This window comes from Enterobacter cloacae complex sp. SHL009 (assembly GCF_049237205.1).
GTDB classification, from domain to species: domain Bacteria; phylum Pseudomonadota; class Gammaproteobacteria; order Enterobacterales; family Enterobacteriaceae; genus Enterobacter; species Enterobacter cloacae_M.
Genome location: NZ_JBMKIW010000001.1, coordinates 762,068 through 780,125, shown reverse-complemented (window position 1 = coordinate 780,125; position 18,058 = coordinate 762,068). Strand labels below are relative to the sequence as shown.

16 protein-coding genes are annotated in these 18,058 nt (G+C 54.6%); 7 read left to right on the top strand and 9 right to left on the bottom strand.

Annotated elements, in window-relative coordinates; all coding sequences use genetic code 11:
- Positions 1–122: 122 nt before the first annotated feature.
- Complete coding sequence (locus tag ACOTZC_RS03885) at positions 123–1,112, top strand: 2-hydroxyacid dehydrogenase (RefSeq protein WP_421635598.1); 990 nt, start codon at positions 123–125, stop codon at positions 1,110–1,112.
- 19 nt (positions 1,113–1,131) lie between these two features.
- On the opposite strand, the gene ACOTZC_RS03880 is transcribed toward ACOTZC_RS03885, so the two are convergent.
- The gene (locus ACOTZC_RS03880) at positions 1,132–2,340 is read right to left on the bottom strand and encodes an MFS transporter (RefSeq protein WP_045401159.1); all 1,209 of its coding nucleotides are present in this window, start codon (positions 2,338–2,340) and stop codon (positions 1,132–1,134) included.
- Between the two features lie 458 nt (positions 2,341–2,798).
- On the opposite strand from ACOTZC_RS03880, the gene ACOTZC_RS03875 reads away from it, so the two are divergent.
- Entirely contained in the window at positions 2,799–3,470 is a 672-nt protein-coding gene (locus ACOTZC_RS03875) for an MgtC family protein (RefSeq protein ID WP_045401161.1), read from the top strand.
- 72 nt (positions 3,471–3,542) lie between these two features.
- Here the strand turns inward: ACOTZC_RS03875 and ACOTZC_RS03870 are convergent, their stop codons facing one another.
- The gene (locus tag ACOTZC_RS03870; protein ID WP_235832501.1) at positions 3,543–3,998 is read right to left on the bottom strand and encodes a MarR family winged helix-turn-helix transcriptional regulator; all 456 of its coding nucleotides are present in this window, start codon (positions 3,996–3,998) and stop codon (positions 3,543–3,545) included.
- Positions 3,999–4,066: 68 nt separating this feature from the next.
- Between ACOTZC_RS03870 and ACOTZC_RS03865 the strand changes: the two genes are divergently transcribed.
- Positions 4,067–4,357, top strand: coding sequence for a DUF1330 domain-containing protein (locus tag ACOTZC_RS03865; RefSeq protein ID WP_126303230.1), 291 nt, complete (start codon positions 4,067–4,069; stop codon positions 4,355–4,357).
- 133 nt (positions 4,358–4,490) lie between these two features.
- Positions 4,491–4,925 (top strand): universal stress protein UspF, encoded by a 435-nt coding sequence (uspF, locus tag ACOTZC_RS03860; protein WP_023311561.1) that lies wholly within the window; start codon positions 4,491–4,493, stop codon positions 4,923–4,925.
- A 101-nt stretch (positions 4,926–5,026) separates the two neighbouring features.
- Here uspF and ACOTZC_RS03855 read toward each other — a convergent pair whose 3' ends face one another.
- Entirely contained in the window at positions 5,027–7,609 is a 2,583-nt protein-coding gene (locus ACOTZC_RS03855; protein ID WP_421635597.1) for a bifunctional diguanylate cyclase/phosphodiesterase, read from the bottom strand.
- Between the two features lie 321 nt (positions 7,610–7,930).
- A complete protein-coding gene (gene dcp / locus ACOTZC_RS03850) occupies positions 7,931–9,964 on the bottom strand; it encodes a peptidyl-dipeptidase Dcp (protein WP_126303228.1) in 2,034 nt (677 codons plus the stop codon).
- A gap of 142 nt (positions 9,965–10,106) precedes the next feature.
- On the opposite strand from dcp, the gene ydfG reads away from it, so the two are divergent.
- Complete coding sequence (gene ydfG, locus ACOTZC_RS03845) at positions 10,107–10,853, top strand: bifunctional NADP-dependent 3-hydroxy acid dehydrogenase/3-hydroxypropionate dehydrogenase YdfG (protein WP_023311558.1); 747 nt, start codon at positions 10,107–10,109, stop codon at positions 10,851–10,853.
- A 91-nt stretch (positions 10,854–10,944) separates the two neighbouring features.
- The gene (locus ACOTZC_RS03840; protein ID WP_421635596.1) at positions 10,945–11,631 is read left to right on the top strand and encodes a GntR family transcriptional regulator; all 687 of its coding nucleotides are present in this window, start codon (positions 10,945–10,947) and stop codon (positions 11,629–11,631) included.
- A gap of 33 nt (positions 11,632–11,664) precedes the next feature.
- Here the strand turns inward: ACOTZC_RS03840 and ACOTZC_RS03835 are convergent, their stop codons facing one another.
- The gene (locus tag ACOTZC_RS03835) at positions 11,665–12,096 is read right to left on the bottom strand and encodes a universal stress protein (RefSeq protein ID WP_045401170.1); all 432 of its coding nucleotides are present in this window, start codon (positions 12,094–12,096) and stop codon (positions 11,665–11,667) included.
- Between the two features lie 287 nt (positions 12,097–12,383).
- Here ACOTZC_RS03835 and ydfZ point away from each other — a divergent pair, with 287 nt between their 5' ends.
- Positions 12,384–12,587, top strand: coding sequence for a putative selenium delivery protein YdfZ (gene ydfZ / locus ACOTZC_RS03830; protein ID WP_126303227.1), 204 nt, complete (start codon positions 12,384–12,386; stop codon positions 12,585–12,587).
- Positions 12,588–12,630: 43 nt separating this feature from the next.
- On the opposite strand, the gene ACOTZC_RS03825 is transcribed toward ydfZ, so the two are convergent.
- From ACOTZC_RS03825 to manD, 4 genes are all read right to left on the bottom strand, one after another.
- Positions 12,631–14,094, bottom strand: a complete 1,464-nt coding sequence (locus tag ACOTZC_RS03825) for a mannitol dehydrogenase family protein (protein ID WP_332961713.1) — start codon at positions 14,092–14,094, stop codon at positions 12,631–12,633.
- Positions 14,095–14,314: 220 nt separating this feature from the next.
- The gene (locus ACOTZC_RS03820) at positions 14,315–15,682 is read right to left on the bottom strand and encodes an MFS transporter (RefSeq protein WP_213751134.1); all 1,368 of its coding nucleotides are present in this window, start codon (positions 15,680–15,682) and stop codon (positions 14,315–14,317) included.
- Positions 15,683–15,755: 73 nt separating this feature from the next.
- Entirely contained in the window at positions 15,756–16,775 is a 1,020-nt protein-coding gene (locus ACOTZC_RS03815) for a Zn-dependent oxidoreductase (RefSeq protein ID WP_047174827.1), read from the bottom strand.
- A 14-nt stretch (positions 16,776–16,789) separates the two neighbouring features.
- Complete coding sequence (gene manD / locus ACOTZC_RS03810) at positions 16,790–18,004, bottom strand: D-mannonate dehydratase ManD (RefSeq protein WP_047174828.1); 1,215 nt, start codon at positions 18,002–18,004, stop codon at positions 16,790–16,792.
- Positions 18,005–18,058: the final 54 nt, after the last annotated feature.

Genomic DNA, 18,058 nt, shown 5'->3' with positions numbered 1-18,058 from the left:
CATTTTTAAGGATAGATGCTCTAGAATAATTGATAGAACTTATTGAATTCAATAATATTTTAGAAATTGTAAGATTATTTTAATCATGCTAACGTGAATACAAAATCACTGGAGAAAGTCTTATGAAACTCGCGGTATATAGCACAAAGCAGTACGACAAAAAGTATCTGCAACATGTTAACGAGGCTTACGGGTTTGAGCTTGAATTTTTCGACTTTCTGCTGTCCGAAAAAACCGCCAAAACGGCGCACGGCTGTGAAGGCGTCTGCATTTTTGTTAACGACGACGGCAGTCGTCCGGTGCTGGAAGAGATAAAAAAACAGGGCGTGAAGTATATCGCCCTGCGCTGCGCGGGCTTTAATAACGTGGACCTCGACGCGGCGAAAGAGCTGGGTCTGAGGGTGGTGCGCGTCCCGGCGTACTCCCCGGAAGCGGTCGCGGAACATGCGATTGGCATGATGATGTCGCTCAACCGTCGTATTCACCGCGCTTATCAGCGTACCCGTGATGCCAACTTCTCGCTGGAAGGGCTGACCGGCTTTACCATGTACGGCAAAACCGCGGGCGTGATCGGCACCGGTAAAATCGGCATCGCCGCCCTGCGCATTCTGAAAGGCTTCGGCATGCGTCTGCTGGCGTTCGATCCGTATCCAAGCGCCGCTGCGCTGGAGCTGGGCGTGGAATACGTCGACCTGCCAACCCTGTTCTCGCAGTCTGACGTGATCTCCCTGCACTGCCCGCTGACGCCGGAGAACTACCACCTGCTCAACCAGGCTGCGTTTGACCAGATGAAAGATGGCGTGATGATCATCAACACCAGCCGCGGCGGGCTGGTTGACTCTCAGGCCGCTATCGAAGCGCTGAAAACCCAGAAAATTGGCGCGCTGGGGATGGACGTGTACGAGAACGAACGCGATCTGTTCTTTGAAGACAAGTCGAATGATGTGATCCAGGACGACGTGTTCCGCCGCCTGTCTGCCTGTCATAACGTGCTGTTTACCGGACACCAGGCGTTTCTGACTGCCGAAGCGCTGATCAGCATTTCGGAAACCACGCTGGGTAACCTGCAGCAGCTGGAAAAGGGCGAAGCGTGCCCTAACGAACTGGCGTAAGCGTGACGCCGGGTGGCGTCTATGCCCCACCCGGCGTACTGTCAGTTTCCCAGGTCCGGTGCGCAAAGCACCACCATAGCAGTACGGCCACCAGCGCAATCGCGCTCAGGACGCTGAATGCCGTGGCAAATGAGTAATGACCCGCAATCGTGCCGGTTAACGCCGGGCTCATGGATGCCCCGACCCCCTGCATCAGCATCACCACGCTCTGCCCGGCATTGACGTGCCCGCTTCCGCGCAACAGCACCACGATAAACGACGGTACTGCGACGCCCAGAATCCCTGCGGCCAGCCCGTCGAGAATTTGTACCGGGATCATCATGAGCGGCGCGTCCGTAGACGCCGCCAGCGCGGCGCGAACCGGCATCACCAGCAGCGCCAGCATAATTAAGCGCCAGTAGCCGTATCGGTCTATTCGGTTGGCGACCCAGATGGCAACGGGAATCATCACCGCCTGAGAGATGATAACGGTGCCCGCCGCGTACAAACCGGGGTTGATCGAGGCGGGCGCGGCGGCCACCCTCATGCTCAGCATCGGCAGCAGCGCGGCGTTCGCCAGGTGAAACAGCAGCAGCGTCAGTCCGGTCACGAACAGCGCCCGGTTTTTTATCAGCACGGCAAATCCGGGAACCGGCAGGCTCGCTGAAGAAGAGAGTCCCCGTGCGGCGTCGTTGTCGATATCCCCGTTGCGAATGGCAAGCAGCGCGCAGAGCGTTAACAGCGTGGTACAGGTCATCAGCAGGAAAATCCCGCCGACGCCCCAGTACCACGCAATGCCGCCTGCAATCAGTGCGGTAACAAAGTTGCCGCCGTGATTGAAGGCCTCATTTTTGCCCATCTGCGCGCTGAACCCGCCCTGACCGGTCAGCCCCAGGGTAATTCCGGCGATCAGCGGACCGACAAACGCCGCACAGATACCGGTGACGATTTGCGAAACAGCGACAATGCCGCTCTGCTGGCTAAACCAGAGCAGGAGCGTGCTAAGGGTGATGAGCAGGCACACCAGCGCCAGCACGGTCCGCTTGCTGCGCGAGGTGTCGGTAATGAATCCCGCCGGCAGCGTAGCGAGTAGTCCCGCCAGCCCACCGGCCGTCATCAGGATGCCGATATCATCGGGGGTCCAGTGGCGTTCGGTCAGAAAAATACCGAGAAAAGGACCGAGGCCATCGCGGACATCCGCAATGAAAAAACTTGTCAGGCACAATGCCCGCAGCGAACGAAGAGACATACTTCCTGCCTTTGTCTGTTATCGCCTGTAAAAAAGAAAATGTAGTATACCGGGTATTTTTGAAAATCAGATGACGTCTTAAAAAAACATGCTTTCCGAACTTAAACAATTCATAACGGAGTCTGTTTTTTCGCTTTACTCATTATCGCCCCTGACTATACTGGCAATAAATTTTCACAGGAGTCCTTCGTTGGAAAGTTATTTTATCGTCGATACGAAGGTAAGCTAGCGCGATTTTCTCGCTGCTTACCTGAAACGGTGGGCAGCAATCCTCTTTAAGCGATTGTATCCCGACACAGTAAGAACCACTCAATTTGTGGGGGATCGCATGTTCATGTTTACTCATTCACTCTTTCCGCCACCGTTGTCCTGACACGCTTAGCATTTAAACGGCGTTATGATGTGCTTAGCAAAGCACTGACGCTTATTATTTAATAACGTTAACAGGCGACAGGCTGATGTTCCCTTATATCTCTCATCTGCTCGCAGCGATGCTGCTGGGCGCAATTATTGGCGCGGAAAGACAGTGGCGCCAGCGTATGGCCGGGCTTCGTACCAATGCACTGGTTGCCACGGGTGCGGCAGTGTTCATTCTAAGTTCGGTATCGACTTCACCTGATAGCCCAGGGCGTATCGCAGCGCAGATCGTCTCCGGAATCGGCTTTCTTGGCGCTGGCGTCATTATGCGTGAAGGAATGAATATTCGTGGTTTGAATACCGCCGCAACGCTGTGGTGCTCGGCCGGAATTGGCGTACTGTGCGGATTAGGCCAGTTCTGGAATGCCGCCATGGCCAGCCTAATTATTCTCTGCGCTAACATATTGCTTCGCGAAGCCGCGCAGCGAATTAATCAACTGCCCGTGCTTCATGAAGGCGAAAAATGCTATGTCCTTAAAATCACCTGTAATGATGAGCATGAAGATGCGGTGCGGCAAAGCGTCGTAAACATGGCGAAAGAGTTGACGTTAAGTCTGAAAGCGATTTATTCCGCTACTGCGCAAGCAGAAGGTAAAACTGAAATTCGCGCGGAGGTGATGACCCGGGAGGAATACCGAAAATTACTCGATATGATTATGGGGAATATGGGCGGGAATAAAATTATCGCGTCCGTCAGCTGTCACGCAATATAAAGCCTAAACCGGGCGTTACGCCCGGTTTAGGCTTTGCCGTTTAGCCGGAAACGAACGGTGACGCGGAGATATTCATAAAGCTGTGCTGATTTTAGCCAGGCGTTTCATCATTTCCGTCGTCAGGAAGAGCTGCTCGCTGCCCACAAGATGGGACAATTCTTGTTTAGCGGATTGCCAGACCGGGATGAGCTCCTCGAGCAGACGCCAGCCCTCAGCTGTCAGGATGAGTCGTTTCCCTGCACGTCCACGGCCTCCAGCCGAGTCGATAATGCCGCGCGATTCCAGACTGCGGATATTTCGACTCAGCGTGGTCGCATCCACCCCGGCTCTGGCGGCGAGTTCCGCAACGGTTTCATTTGGGGAACCCCCGATGCCAACCAAAAGGCTGAACTGCTCCGCGGTCAGCTCAAACGGTCTGAAGCAGGCATTGTAATAGCGCGTAATAGCCCTGGCGGTAGCGCGCGCCTGAAACGCCGGGCAGACTTCCGGGATGGTCTTCAACAGCGCAACATCAATGTTGTTCATCATTTCATCTCGACAATCAATGCTAAAGTTAATACTGTATATACATTATTTGTCATGCTTATGGAACGCCTATGCCAGCCTTTGTTCATATCAACTTACGCGTTATTGATCCAGCCAGACAGGCCAGCCTTGCCCCCCGCTTCACGTCTGCATTAGAAGAGGCAGGAGGTAAAATCGTTCATTTTGGTGCTGTCGCACAGCTCCTGGAAGGGGAAGTGGAGCCGTTACCCTATGCGGGCATTTTTGAATTCCCTACCCTGGAGCAGGCCGTTGCCTTCTATCATTCGGAAAAATATGCGCCGATTAAGGCTGAACGCCAGCTCGCTCAGGAGGCGAGAATGTTCATTGTCACGACGGAATGACGGAATGACGGCCAGGTTCCACTGTACGCCTATCACATAACCGAAATTTGTACCCGTTATGACAGCTTGCTCTCTGTTTTCCTGAAATTAACGGTCTACCCTGAATTGTGTAAAAAACACTCAGGAGGGACAAATGTATAATTCAATTTTGGTTCCAATTGACATTTCGGAGGATAGCCTGACGCACATGGTTATCCCCTTCGTTCAGGCACATACAGCACTTAACACAGCTAAAGTTCACTTTCTTACCGTCATTCCATCGCTTCCGTATTATTCATCATTAGGCCTGGCCTATTCGGTAGAAATGCCGAAGCTGAAAGAGTTCCAGCACGCGGCCTTAGCGAAGCTGGATGAAATCGTTAAGCAATTCAAAATTCCTCCAGACAAGGTACAGACTCACGCCGTGACGGGATCTCCAAAGGATCAAATCCTTAAGCTCGCTGACACGATCGATGCCGACCTGATTATCATCGCTTCCCACAAACCTGACATATCGACGTATCTGTTGGGTTCGAACGCTGCGGCAGTGGTTCGGCATGCGAAATGCCCTGTCCTGGTCGTGAGATAGAAAGCGGCGTTTACGCTCGTGGATACGAACGGATAGCGGATAACAAAAACCGGGCGCGAAGCCCGGTTTTTCATTTACGCAGCCCTGAGTGAAAGCGCGATTTAGAGATTTACTCTGTTAGCGTTTAAATTTAAGTCCGTAATGGCGGCCGGTTTTCCAAGTAAGTAGCCCTGAACTTCATCACATTTATTTTTTTTCAGAAAAGACAGCTGTTCGGCGGTCTCCACCCCTTCTGCGGTTACCGCCATGGAATAGGCTTTCCCCAGGTCGATAATTTTCTCCACGACTGACTGGTTCTGCGGCGAGTCCCCCAGGGTAAAAATAAAGCTCTTGTCGAGCTTAAGCCCGTCAAACTGAAACTTCCGCAGATAGCTCAGAGAGGCATAGCCGGTACCGAAATCGTCAATCAAAATGCGGACGCCCATTTTTTTGAGAGACTTCATGGTCTGCAAGGTTTTTTCAGGATCGGAAAGCGTGACGTTTTCAGTGACTTCAATTTCCAGCCGGTTGGGTTCAAGCCCCGTTTCGTGAAGGATCTCTTTTATCCTTTCGGCAAGATCGCTTGCCTGGAATTCGATAGCAGAAATATTGACGGAGACCGATAATCCCGGCAATTTGTCTTTCGTCTCCGTACTGGCTTTGCGTATGACCCAGTTGCTCAGGCTAATAGTCAGCCCGGTTTCTTCTGCCAGCGGAATAAACTGATCGGGCATTATGGTCCCCCGAGCCGGGTGCTGCCAGCGTACCAGCGCTTCGACGGCCTCAATTTTAGAATACCGGAGGTTATAACGCGGCTGGTAAACCAGGTAGAGCTGTTCTTCGCGAATCGCGGTCTTGAGTTCTAATTCCAGTTTCCTGCGTTCAGTCAGCTTTTCCGACATATCAGGGCGATAATAGACCCATCGGTTTCTGCCGGATTGTTTCGCCTGATACAGCGCAATATCCGCGTAGCGGAGAAGATCGTTTGCGCTGCTGCTATCCCGGGGAGCCAGCGCAATGCCCATGCTTACGCCTATCGCCACATCATTGCCCTCAATGGCGAAAGGACGGTTAAGTTCTTGCACGATGCGACGACACACCTCCTCAATCTGCTCTTGCTGGCTGGTGTTGCCGAGGAGCAGCATAAATTCATCCCCTCCCTGCCGTGCGACAAAATCACCTCGACGAACGCAATTTTTAAGACGTGAAGCGACCTCCCCAAGCAGGGCATCGCCGGTGGAGTGCCCGAAAATATCATTGACGGGTTTAAACTTGTCTAAATCAAGGCAAATCATGGCAAAGGGATAATGATTAAGGTCTTCTTTCGCTAACTTGCCAGCCAGAAATTCCTTAATGTGATATCGGTTCGGCAGACCGGTTAATTCATCATGGCGTGACAGGAACTCCACGCGTTTTGTTGCTTCAACTTCCTGAGAGACGTCGGTTGCCGCGCCTCGCAACACCACCGTTCCATCAGGCTGAGCAGAAAACTTTGCCAGAAGCGTGCAATATGAGGTGGATTGTTGCGCGTGAGTATAAGGACAGTTTTTAAATTCAAAGCGTTCGGTTAAGTCCCGCTGCCTGGCGCAGTCATGTGATAATCCGCTTGTCGACGGAAAGAGTTCATCCAACCTGCGGCCTATCCATTTGCTGTTTTCATATCCCGTTATTGTAGAAAAACGACCCGATAGCCACGTTATCCTTAACGATAAATCTGTTTCCCAGAACCAGTCGCTGGTTGTTTCACTGACGTCCCGAAATCGTTTTTCACTCGTAATAAGATTCAACCGCGCCTGCTCGAGGAGAAACGTATTTTCGTCAAGCATTCTCGCCTTGTGCATAATATGGCGCATTAATATCACCGTCATCAATACCGTCAGAACGACGGAAAGAATGAGCAATGGCAAAAAATAAATTATTAACGCCTGGCCGGGATTTTCACCGTCCCAGATAATTTGCACATCCCCATTCTGGGTGCTTAAGGTAAATTCCGTCTGATTATTTATTTGAGAACTGGCTGTATCAGGTGAAGTACGAACGTTCTGGATACCGGCATCCTGCCCAATCGTGAGGAGTTTTTTAGCCGTTAACTTGTCTATAAACACCATTGTCGACGGTTTTCCGGGTAGGGTTTGCACGCTCGTATCATCGCCCGTCGTTATCCATTGCGCAGAAACAATGGCCGGCACGGAATCGATAAGCGCTAGCACAGAAACCGGCACTCCCTTTTTTATACTCAACTCATGGAGTAAACGGTCTTTGGTTGATTTGTCTAACCAGCGCTCCAGCTCCTGAAGCTTCAGCTTCCCGTCAACGACGCTGTATCGCGTGCTCCCTTCCGGCGAGAGAACAAACACCCCTTCGTAGCCAAAGTTGTCATACAGGGATTTGCCCAGGTTCTGCTTATCCCATGCCCAGTGAACGTCATTGTTCAGATGAAGATGTTTGTAGGCATCTCCCCACTCGGCATTATCTTTCAAATGACTTCGCATGCTCTCTTGGCGGGTCTCCAGGGCTTTCCTTAACAAAAATTCATCGTGCTTGTCGCTGATTTCATTCACATTATCTTTTATTATTAGCAGGGAAATTATTGCCGCAATAAAAATACTTATCAACAACGTTACAATATAGGTAAAGGTTTTATTTATCAGGCCTTTAGAAGGCTCGGTGTCGGTGAAGCCCGGATTGTTCAGAGGTAGGGTCATCTTTCGCCTTCTTAACTGCTAGTACGTCGATTTGTATGCCACTTTCATTTATCGGCACAAAATAACAAAAATTTATAGCTAAAAATCTGAGATTAAAGAATATTTGATTTCTCTAACCCAGATCAAATTATTAATCATTAACTCTTTTACTACCTAAACTCGGTAAATTAAATATACTGTTCGAAGTAAGTTTTAATCTCACCTGTTTTATTTATAAAGAACGCATATTAAAACTATTTTTGCAGAAGACGTTACAAGCACGTTGGAGCCTATAAAAAAACCGGGCGTAAAGCCCGGTTCTTTTTTCAGACGAGACTGGCTCTATTCGCTCAACCCGCGATTTTCCAGCATCGGTTCAATCTTCGGATCGTGCCCGCGCCACTGCCGATAAAGTTCAGCCAGATCCGTGCTGTTACCACGGGACAAAATCGCCTCGCGGAATTTTTGCCCGTTTTCACGAGTCAGGCCGCCCTGTTCAACAAACCACTGATAGCCGTCGTCCGCCAGCATTTGCGTCCACAGGTAGGCGTAATATCCCGCCGCGTAGCCGCCGCCGAAAATATGGGCAAAATAGCTGCTGCGATAGCGCGGCGGTACGGCGGGCAGATCCAGCCCCTCTTTTTGCAGTGCTGCCGCTTCAAACGCGTCAACGCTCGAAACGGCTTCGCTAATCCCGTGCCAGTTCATGTCCAGCAGCGCGGCAGCCAGCAGCTCCGTCATGTCATAACCCTTGTTGAAATGGGTCGCGTTGAGCATGCTTTCACGCAGCGCCTCCGGCATCGGTTCACCGGTTTCGTAATGGCGGGCGTAGTGGGTAAACACCTGTGGATGGCTGGCCCAGTGTTCGTTGATCTGCGACGGGAATTCAACGAAATCGCGCGGCGTATTGGTCCCGGAGAGCGTGGCGAAACGCTGGCTGGCAAACAGACCGTGCAGCGTATGGCCAAACTCGTGGAACAGGGTGATCACGTCATCCCAGGAGAGAAGCGCAACGCCGCCGTTAGCCGGCTTTTGGTAGTTACAGACGTTGTAGATCACCGGACGGGCAGCTAGCTCGAAGGATTGCTCGACGAAATTCCCCATCCAGGCCCCGCCCTGCTTGGAATCGCGGGCAAAGAAGTCGCCGTAAAACAGCGCCATGCCCTCACCGGTGTGGTCGAAAATTTCCCAGACGCGGACGTCCGGGTGATACACCGGGATATCGAAGCGCTCCACAAAGCGGATGCCAAACAGCTGGCTTGCGGCCCAGAATACGCCGTCGTGCAAAACGGTATTGAGCGCAAAATAGGGTTTGATTTGCGATTCATCGAGGGCATATTTTGCCTGACGCACGCGCTCGGCATAAAAGGCCCAGTCCCAGGCCTGCACGGTGAAACCGCCCTGTTCGTCATCAATCACTTTCTGAATATCGGCCTGCTCGCGCTCAGCACGGGCACGGGCGGCAGGCACAATGCCGCGCATAAAGGTCAGCGCGGCGTCCGGAGTTTTCGCCATCTGGTCGGCGATACTCCAGCTGGCGTAATCCTCAAAGCCCAGCAGGCGGGCCTGCCTCGCACGCAGCGCCGTAAGGCGGAGGATCAGATCGCGAGTGTCGTTTTCATCCCCTTTCTGGGTGCGCGTCCAGCCAGCGTTGAACAGGTTTTCGCGGGTCTGACGATTGCGCAGCGCGGAAAGCGCGGGCTGCTGGGTCGTGTTCAGAAGCGGGATTAGCCAGCGATCGTTTAGCCCTCGCTCCGCGGCAGCCTGCGCCGCGTCGGCAATCTCGCTGGCGCTGAGCCCATCAAGCTGGTGCGCGTAATCCACCACCAGCCCACCCGTCTTATCGGCAGCCAGCAGACGCTGATTGAACTGGCTGGTCAGGGTCGCCGCCTCGGTATTCAGCGCCTTCAGCTCGGCTTTTTCCGTTTCATTGAGACGCGCGCCGGCCAGAATAAACCGCTGATACGTCTCCTCGACCAGCCGACGGGATTCGGCGTCCAGCGCGGCACGATCCTGCCAGACGCTCTCCACGCGGGCGAAAAGCACGTCATTCAGCCAGATGTCGTTCGCCAGCGCGGCAAGCTCGGTGGAGAACTGTTCCTCAAGCTCCTGCAGGTACGTATTGGTATTCGCGGAGGTCATGGCGAAGAACACGCTGCTGACGCGCGAGAGCATGGCACCGCTTTTCTCCAGCGCCAGCACGGTGTTGGTGAAGTCCGGCGCAGCGGTTTGGGACACAATGGCGTCTACGTCCGCCCGCTTCTGGCGAAGCGCTTCATCGAAGGCCGGGCGATAGTGATCGTCGGTGATTTCATCAAAATGGGGGGCCTGATAGGGCAGCAGGCTGATGTCAAAAAAGGGATTCGTGGCCGTCATCTTTCGCTCCTGAGTACGGGTATCCTCCCAGAGTAGGCCAGGCCGCCATCCCCTGCAACGCCGTCATACAAATGTTGCCTTAACGCACCCTCTGCGGCCGTGCTATGTTAGTACAACACAAAAAGCGTTGAGGAACAGTGAGATGATTATTTTAGTTACCGGGGCAACGGCAGGTTTTGGTGAAAGCATCACGCGTCGCTTCGTCGCCAACGGGCACAAGGTTATTGCCACGGGCCGTCGTCAGGAGCGCCTGCAGGAGCTGAAGGACGAATTAGGCGACAGCATCCTGACCGCGCAGCTGGACGTGCGTAACCGCGCGGCCATTGAAGAGATGATTGCCAACCTGCCCGCCGAGTGGCGCGCCATCGACGTGCTGGTCAACAATGCCGGTCTGGCGCTGGGCATGGAGCCAGCCCACAAAGCTAGCGTTGAAGACTGGGAAAACATGATCGACACCAACAACAAAGGGCTGGTCTATATGACCCGCGCGGTTCTGCCGGGCATGGTCGAGCGCAACCGCGGCCACATTATCAACATTGGCTCCACCGCCGGAAGCTGGCCTTACGCAGGCGGCAACGTCTATGGCGCGACGAAAGCGTTTGTGCGCCAGTTCAGCCTTAACCTGCGTACCGACCTGCACGGCACCGCCATTCGCGTCACCGATATCGAGCCGGGTCTGGTGGGCGGCACCGAGTTTTCCAACGTGCGTTTCAAAGGGGATGACGCAAAAGCGGGCAAAACCTACGAAAATGCTAACGCGCTGACGCCGGAAGATGTGACCGAAACGGTCTGGTGGGTGGCGACGCTGCCAAAACACGTCAACATCAATACCGTGGAAATGATGCCAGTCAGCCAGAGTTTTGCAGGACTTAGCGTCCATCGTGGCTAAATCCGCCCTTCCCGGCCTGCGGGCCGGGTCTGTTTCGGGTTATAAAAGAATGGTAGTATGTTCAGGCTAACTCTCTGAGAAATGACAACTCATGGCCGCTGAATCGCAACTCAATCCCACCCAGCCCGTTAACCAGCAAATCTATCGCATTTTGCGACGTGATATTGTCCATTGCCTGATCCCACCGGGAACGCCGCTTTCTGAAAAAGAGGTCTCCGTGCGTTTTGACGTTTCCCGTCAGCCGGTACGTGAAGCGTTTATTAAGCTTGCTGAAAACGGACTGATTCAGATCCGTCCGCAGCGCGGCAGCTACGTGAACAAAATTTCACTCTCTCAGGTGCGCAACGGCTGTTTCGTTCGCCAGGCCATTGAATGTGCGGTGGCGCGCCGCTCCGCAACGCTTATCAACGACAACCAGTGTTACCAGCTTGAGCAGAACCTTCACCAGCAGCGTATTGCGATTGACCGTAAGCAGCTCAATGATTTCTTCCAGCTTGATGATGAATTCCACCAGAAGCTGGCGCAGATCGCGGATTGTCAGCTGGCCTGGGACACCATCGAGAACATCAAGGCCACCATCGACCGCGTGCGCTATATGAGCCTCGATCACGTCTCCCCGCCGGAAATGCTGCTCCGACAGCATCATGATATTTTCAGCGCGCTGGAAAAACGCGACCCGGACGGTGTGGAAAAAGCGATGACGCTGCATCTGCAGGAAATTAGCGAATCCGTGCAGCTTATTCGTCAGGAAAATAGCGAGTGGTTTAGCGAAGAGTAATATTCGCCGCCCCTTTCGGGTGCGGCGGCGTGATTAGCGAACGACTAACACCGGGATCGTGGCGTAGCGCAGAATAGATTCCGCATTTGAACCCAGCAGATGAGTGGTGATGCTCGGGTTTTTCGACCCGATGACAATCGCATCATATTCCCCCTCCTTGCTCAGCCTGATAATTTCATCCCGGACGTTGCCAAAACGCACCATGCTGTGAATATTCTCTGGGGCGATATCGAACAGTCTTTTTAACTCGTTCATTTTCTTACCGGATTCTGCGGTCATATACTCTTCAAACTTTTTTATATCGGCGTTGAACCCGCGCAGCAGAGACCGGCTGCTGGCTGGCAGAATATTGACCAGGGTAATCGACGCGCCCTCAGCCTTTGCAAGGTTTGCCGCGTGGCGAACCGCTTTGTCGCTCAAATCCATTTCAAACACGTCTACAGGCATCAAAATGCTCTTATACATAAGCCTGACTCCTTATTCCGATGAAGGGTTATTTCCTGCACACAGGATGACATCGGAAATATAAACCAACCCTCAACGCTTCCCTGTCGAAACTATCAATTAATGAAAATAATGGTCTATTTTGTAAATTACCGTCCTGAACCGTCAGCGCCCGACGAAATAAAGAAAAAAGTGTGAGTTTGATCAAAAACAAAAACATGAAGCGTGGACAGGCGTATTTATATGCCCCGTGAACGGCATAACCCGAAATAGCGCCGTAACGAACAGGTTAGAGAGGAGAAAATACCATGTTGACATACGACCGTAACCGCAATGCAATCACCACCGGCAGCCGCGTCATGATTAGCGGCACGGGCAAAACCGGCGTGATTAAAGCGATCCACAGCGACGGGCTGGATGCCGCGCAGGTGCGCCGCAGCAAAACGGTTGAAGTGGAAGGATGCGAAGGTAAGTTCGAGCCGATTGAGCTGATTCGCCTGGGGATGCACTAAACTGTGCGCAGCCATGCCGCCGCGCACGGCGGCATGTGCTGAATTACCGTTGAGACGCGTACTGCGCGACGGTCGCTTTCGCGCCTTTTTGCAGCAGCGCCCGGTACGCGGTCATCACTGCAGCAACGAAGCGCGGCTCCTGCGGTAACTCTTTACCAAAGATGGCCTCAATGCCGAGCAGCGCGTTAACCCGACTTTCCCCTTCCGCACTTCCCTTCACCGCCGCCTGAATCACCGCCAGCTGCGGATCGCTCACGTCGATGGCGTTACCCTGCTCGTCCACGCCGCCAACATAACGCATCCACCCTGCCACGCCCAGCGCCAGCAGTGGGAAAGGCTTCTGATGCACCAGGTGCCAGCGCACGGAGTCCAGCATACGCTGCGGGAGCTTCTGGCTGCCGTCCATCGCGATTTGCCATGTCCGATGGCGCAGGGCCGGATTGCTGTAGCGGGCAATCAGGAGATCGGCATAGCGACCTAAATCAACGCCCTTCACTTTCAGCGTGGGCGCCTGCTCGTTAAGCATCAGCGTATGTGCGGCGAGGCGGTAGTTCTCATCTTCCATACAGTCGTTGATATGCGGGTAACCGGCCAGATAGCCCAGGTACGCCAGGAAGGAGTGGCTGCCGTTGAGCATGCGCAGCTTCATCTCTTCAAACGGGATCACGTCTGACACCAGCTCGGCACCGGCTTTTTCCCACTCTGGACGTCCTGCCACAAAGTTATCCTCGATCACCCACTGGCGGAACGGTTCACAGGCGACCGCCGCCGGGTCACGCACGCCGGTCAGCTGCTCAATTTTATCCAGCGTATCGGGAGTGACCGCCGGCACGATGCGATCCACCATGGTTGACGGGAAGGTGACGTTAGCCTCGATCCAGTCCGCCAGCTCGCCGTCTACCGCTCGTGCGTAAGCGCAGGTCACATTGCGCATCACGTGGCCGTTCTCCGGCATGTTGTCGCAGGACATCACACTAAACGCGGGCAGACCCGCCGCTTTGCGACGCGCCAGCGCTTCCACCACCACGCCCGGCGCGGATTTCGGCTGGTGCGGGTTTTGCAGGTCGGCGACGATAAACGGGTGATCGAGCATCAGTTGTCCGGTCGCCGGTGAGTGGCAGTACCCTTTCTCGGTGATGGTCAGCGAGACAATTGCCACCTGCGGTTCGCACATCGCCGCCAGCACGCACTCCAGCCCGTCGACCTGTGCATGCAGCGCTTTTTTAACCACGCCAACCACGCGGGATGTCCATGCGTCGGCAGACATCTCCGCCACGGTGTAGAGGTTATCCTGCGCGTTCAGATCGGCAATCTGCTGCTCGCCGCCAATCAGGTTAACCTCACAGTAGCCCCAGTCGCTGCCGTACTCAGCGGCGAGGATGTCGGCGTATACTGCCTGGTGCGCCCGGTGAAAGGCGCCAAAACCCAGATGAACAATGCGTGGTTGAAGGCTGTCGCGATCGTACTGAGGCAGCGTCGCGTTGGCCTGTAATAAGGTGTTTTCCATGATTAAGACTCGTTAATTAGAAAGCCGTGGACCGCTGCCGCGCCTTCAGAAGCGGCAGCGCCTGCTGACTACACCAACTAGAATGGCAGTTGGGGTAAAAAAGTAACTGCCATCAACCATACTGATACTGCCGTTTGAGATTTTGATTTATATTAACTTTTGCTCATGTGGTGTGACATAAACAAAAAGTTGTGTGATAAGTCACGCAAGATATAAACCATTAGCGTCGCGTGGAGACCGCACCGTAGCCCACGCTCTCTTTTGGCGCGGCTTCCGCTGCATCTTCCGCTGCGCTCAAATCACGGTCGCGCACTTCCGGCATCAGGATCGCCGAGACCAGCCCAATCGCGGAATAGGCCACCAGCATGGCGACAATCGGCCACCAGGAGCCGGTCATATTGCAGAAGATCCCCGCCAGCACCGGACCAAAGCCCACCGCCACCAGACCGCCCGCCTCTTTCGAGATAGCCATACGGGTAAAGCGATTTCGCGAGCCAAACATCTCCGCCATGGTGATATTTTCCAGCGCAAACAGCCCCAGCACGGCGAAGTTATGGATAACGATGATCGAGAGCATGATTGTCCCCGGCGCATAGCTCTTATCGACGATGATCGACAGCATCGGATACGCGAGAAGAATGGCGGAGATATTGAGGATAATGTACGGCAGACGGCGCCCTACTTTATCGGAAAGCCAGCCCAGCAGCGGAATGGAGATAAACCCGAGAATGGAGCTGATCATCAGCGCGTCGGTCGGGATGGCTTTATCGAACAGCAGCGTCTGGACCAGATATCCCGCCAGGAACGTCTGGATCAGACCCGAGTTGCCCGCCTGGCCAAACCGCAGGCCGGTCGCCAGCCAGAAGGATTTACTTTTCACCATTGAACCCAGCGAAGTGTCCGGCTGCACGCTTTGCGCATCGTTCACTTTCTCAAACACCGGGCTCTCTTTCAGGTTCATTCGCAGCCAGATGGCGAAAATCATCACCACGACGCTGGCGAGGAACGGCACGCGCCAGCCCCAGGCAATCAGCTCTTCACGGTCGAGGGCAAAGAACATTACCGCCCAGATCGCCGTTGCGCTCAGCGTCCCGCAGTTTGTGCCCATCGCCACCAGCGAGGAGATAATGCCGCGTTTGCCTTTCGGCGCGTACTCCGCCAGCATGGTCCCGGCCCCGGAAATCTCCGCCCCGGCTCCCAGGCCCTGGATGATACGCAGCATCACCAGCAGAACGGGAGCAAAAATCCCAATCTGCGCGTAGGTCGGCAGGACGCCAATCAGCGTGGTGCAGATCCCCATCATGGTGATGGTGATAAACAGCACCTTCTTACGACCAATGCTGTCGCCCATTCTGCCGAATATAAAGGCGCCGACAATGCGTGCTATGTAGCCTGCGCCGTATGTCCCCATCGCGAGGATCAGCGCCATCGCGGCTGACTGTTCCGGGAAGAAGATCTCGTGAAAGACCAGGGCAGCCCCCAGCGAGTAAAGCTGAAAGTCCATAAACTCCAGGGCGGTGCCCAGCCAGCCGGAAACGGCGGCTTTCACCAGATCGGAGGTGGTTCTTTGAGGTTGTGCTTGCGTCATAATGGCTATCTCTGAAGGGTAAGATGCGTACCACATAGAGCCTGTCTGCGCAGGCTCTTAACCGCGTAAATAATTATTGCCCGAACGTGAGCAAGACTTTGCAGCACTGCCGCTGGTCTTTCTCAAACAGCTCAATGGCGTCTGTTACATGGTGATAGTCAAAGGCATGAGTGATCAGTTTTTCCGGGTCGATCAGCCCTTTTTTCAGCCAGTCGATGACGACCGGGAATTTATTGGCATTGAGGCGAGAGGAGAAGATCGCCAGCTCTTTGCCGGTGATGCTCTGCTGGATAATCTGGCTCGGCTCGCTGGAGAAGCCCATCAGCACGATGCGCGCCGCCGGAGAGGCCAGGGTAATCGCCTCCTGCAAAATCGCCGGATGACAGGCTGCATCAATGATTAACGTCGGTTTGATGCCCCGTTCGTCCAGCGCGGCCTGCAGCGACTGCTCGCCGTTATTCAACACCCAGTCCGCGCCGCTGCGCTGGGCCATTTTCAGGCGTTCGTCGATGCGATCAACCACGATAACCTGCTTCACCTTATAGACGCCCTTCAGCGCCTGCACGGTGACCAGCCCCATCGGCCCTGCGCCGTAAACCAGCGCGACGTCCTGCCCGGTGGGGCAGGCCTGTCCCGTCACGTTGGCGGCGATGGTGAAGGGCTCAACCATGACGGCGTGTCTATCCGGAATGTCATCGGGGATAGGCCAGGCATTTTTAGCGGGTACCGCCGCGTATTCGCTGAAGCCCCCGTCGCGGTGTACGCCCAGCACGACCAGCGAGGTGCAGACGTTCGGTTTTCCGACGGAACACGGATAGCAGTGTCCGCAGCTGATCACCGGATCGACCGAGACGCGCTGGCCCAGACGGGCGCTGTCTACGCCCTCGCCCACGGCGTCAATCACGCCAAAAAACTCGTGCCCGATCGTGCGTGGATACTTCGCAAACGGGTTATGGCCGCGATAGATGTGGCTGTCCGAACCGCAGATCCCCGCCAGCGTGATTTTGACGCGAACTTCACCCGGGCCTGGCTGCGGAAGTGGCCGCTCTTCAATCACCAGTTCGTTCGGCTGTTGAATCACTACGCTTTTCATCGTTCGCTCCTCGTTTACCAGTTCCACAGCGTGCCGTCTTCAAGACGGGCCACCGGCAGATAGGCCGGATCGTAGGGGTATTTCGCCGCCAGTTTTTCATCAAACTCGATGCCCAGCCCCGGCTTGTCGCCCGGATGCATGTAGCCGTTATCAAAGCGCCAGCTGTGCGGGAAGACCTCCAGCATCTGTTCGGAGTAGCCCATATATTCCTGGACGCCAAAGTTTGGCACCCACAGGTCGAAATGCAGCGCGGCGGCGTGGCATACAGGCGAGAGATCCGACGGACCGTGCGAGCCGGTTCGCACCTGGTAGAGCGAGGCGAAGTCCGCGATGCGGCGCATTCCGGTGATCCCGCCCGCGTGGGTAATGGTGGTGCGGATATAGTCGATGAGCTGCTCTTCGATGAGCTGCTTGCAGTCCCAGATGCTGTTAAACACTTCGCCCACGGCAATTGGCGTGACGGTGTGCTGGCGAATGAGGCGGAAGCAGGCCTGGTTTTCCGCGGGCGTTGGATCTTCCATCCAGAACATGCGGAATTCTTCAATGCTCTTGCCGAAACGCGCCGCTTCGATTGGCGTCAGGCGGTGGTGCATGTCGTGCAGAAGATGTTCATTGAAGCCGAATTTACTGCGCACCGCGTCAAACAGCTTCGGTGTGAAATCGAGGTATTTTTCGGTCGACCACAGCTGCTCTTCCGGCCAGTCGCCTTTGGTCGCAGGCTCGTAGGCCAGCCCCTTCCCTTTGGCCATGCCGTAGGTGGTTTTCATGCCCGGCACGCCGCACTGCACGCGGATCGCCTTAAAGCCCATCTCCTTATGGCGCGCGTAATCTTCCAGCACGTCGTCAATGGTGTGACCGGTGGTGTGGCAGTAAACCATCACGCCTTCGCGGGATGCGCCGCCCAGCAGCTGGTAGAGCGGCATGTTGGCCGCTTTGGCTTTGATGTCCCACAGCGCCATGTCCACGGCGGAGATGGCCGACATGGTGACCGGACCGCGACGCCAGTAGGCGCCTTTATAGAAGAACTGCCAGACATCTTCGATGCGGTGCGCATCGCGGCCAATCAGCTGCGGGCAGAGGTGGTCCTTAAGGTAGGAAGCAACGGAGAGTTCACGCCCGTTCAGCGTAGCGTCACCGAGGCCGACAATCCCCTCGTCGGTGGTGATTTTAAGGGTGACAAAGTTCCGCCCCGGGCAAGTAACAAACACGTCAGCCGCGACAATCTTCATAATTCCTTTCCTTACATCATTCGTTGTGATGCTGGAAACTTACTCACCAACCAG

Excerpts from the sequence above, each read along its gene's own strand:
- dcp (WP_126303228.1), bottom strand. The coding sequence starts at position 9,964 with ATGACGGCCACGAATCCCTTTTTTGACATCAGCCTGCTGCCCTATCAG.
- ACOTZC_RS03880 (WP_045401159.1), bottom strand. The coding sequence starts at position 2,340 with ATGTCTCTTCGTTCGCTGCGGGCATTGTGCCTGACAAGTTTTTTCATT.
- manD (WP_047174828.1), bottom strand. The coding sequence starts at position 18,004 with ATGAAGATTGTCGCGGCTGACGTGTTTGTTACTTGCCCGGGGCGGAAC.
- ACOTZC_RS03875 (WP_045401161.1), top strand. The coding sequence starts at position 2,799 with ATGTTCCCTTATATCTCTCATCTGCTCGCAGCGATGCTGCTGGGCGCA.
- ACOTZC_RS03865 (WP_126303230.1), top strand. The coding sequence starts at position 4,067 with ATGCCAGCCTTTGTTCATATCAACTTACGCGTTATTGATCCAGCCAGA.
- ACOTZC_RS03825 (WP_332961713.1), bottom strand. The coding sequence starts at position 14,094 with ATGGAAAACACCTTATTACAGGCCAACGCGACGCTGCCTCAGTACGAT.
- ACOTZC_RS03870 (WP_235832501.1), bottom strand. The coding sequence starts at position 3,998 with ATGATGAACAACATTGATGTTGCGCTGTTGAAGACCATCCCGGAAGTC.
- ACOTZC_RS03820 (WP_213751134.1), bottom strand. The coding sequence starts at position 15,682 with ATGACGCAAGCACAACCTCAAAGAACCACCTCCGATCTGGTGAAAGCC.
- uspF (WP_023311561.1), top strand. The coding sequence starts at position 4,491 with ATGTATAATTCAATTTTGGTTCCAATTGACATTTCGGAGGATAGCCTG.
- ACOTZC_RS03885 (WP_421635598.1), top strand. The coding sequence starts at position 123 with ATGAAACTCGCGGTATATAGCACAAAGCAGTACGACAAAAAGTATCTG.
- ACOTZC_RS03855 (WP_421635597.1), bottom strand. The coding sequence starts at position 7,609 with ATGACCCTACCTCTGAACAATCCGGGCTTCACCGACACCGAGCCTTCT.
- ACOTZC_RS03815 (WP_047174827.1), bottom strand. The coding sequence starts at position 16,775 with ATGAAAAGCGTAGTGATTCAACAGCCGAACGAACTGGTGATTGAAGAG.
- ydfG (WP_023311558.1), top strand. The coding sequence starts at position 10,107 with ATGATTATTTTAGTTACCGGGGCAACGGCAGGTTTTGGTGAAAGCATC.
- ACOTZC_RS03840 (WP_421635596.1), top strand. The coding sequence starts at position 10,945 with ATGGCCGCTGAATCGCAACTCAATCCCACCCAGCCCGTTAACCAGCAA.
- ACOTZC_RS03835 (WP_045401170.1), bottom strand. The coding sequence starts at position 12,096 with ATGTATAAGAGCATTTTGATGCCTGTAGACGTGTTTGAAATGGATTTG.
- ydfZ (WP_126303227.1), top strand. The coding sequence starts at position 12,384 with ATGTTGACATACGACCGTAACCGCAATGCAATCACCACCGGCAGCCGC.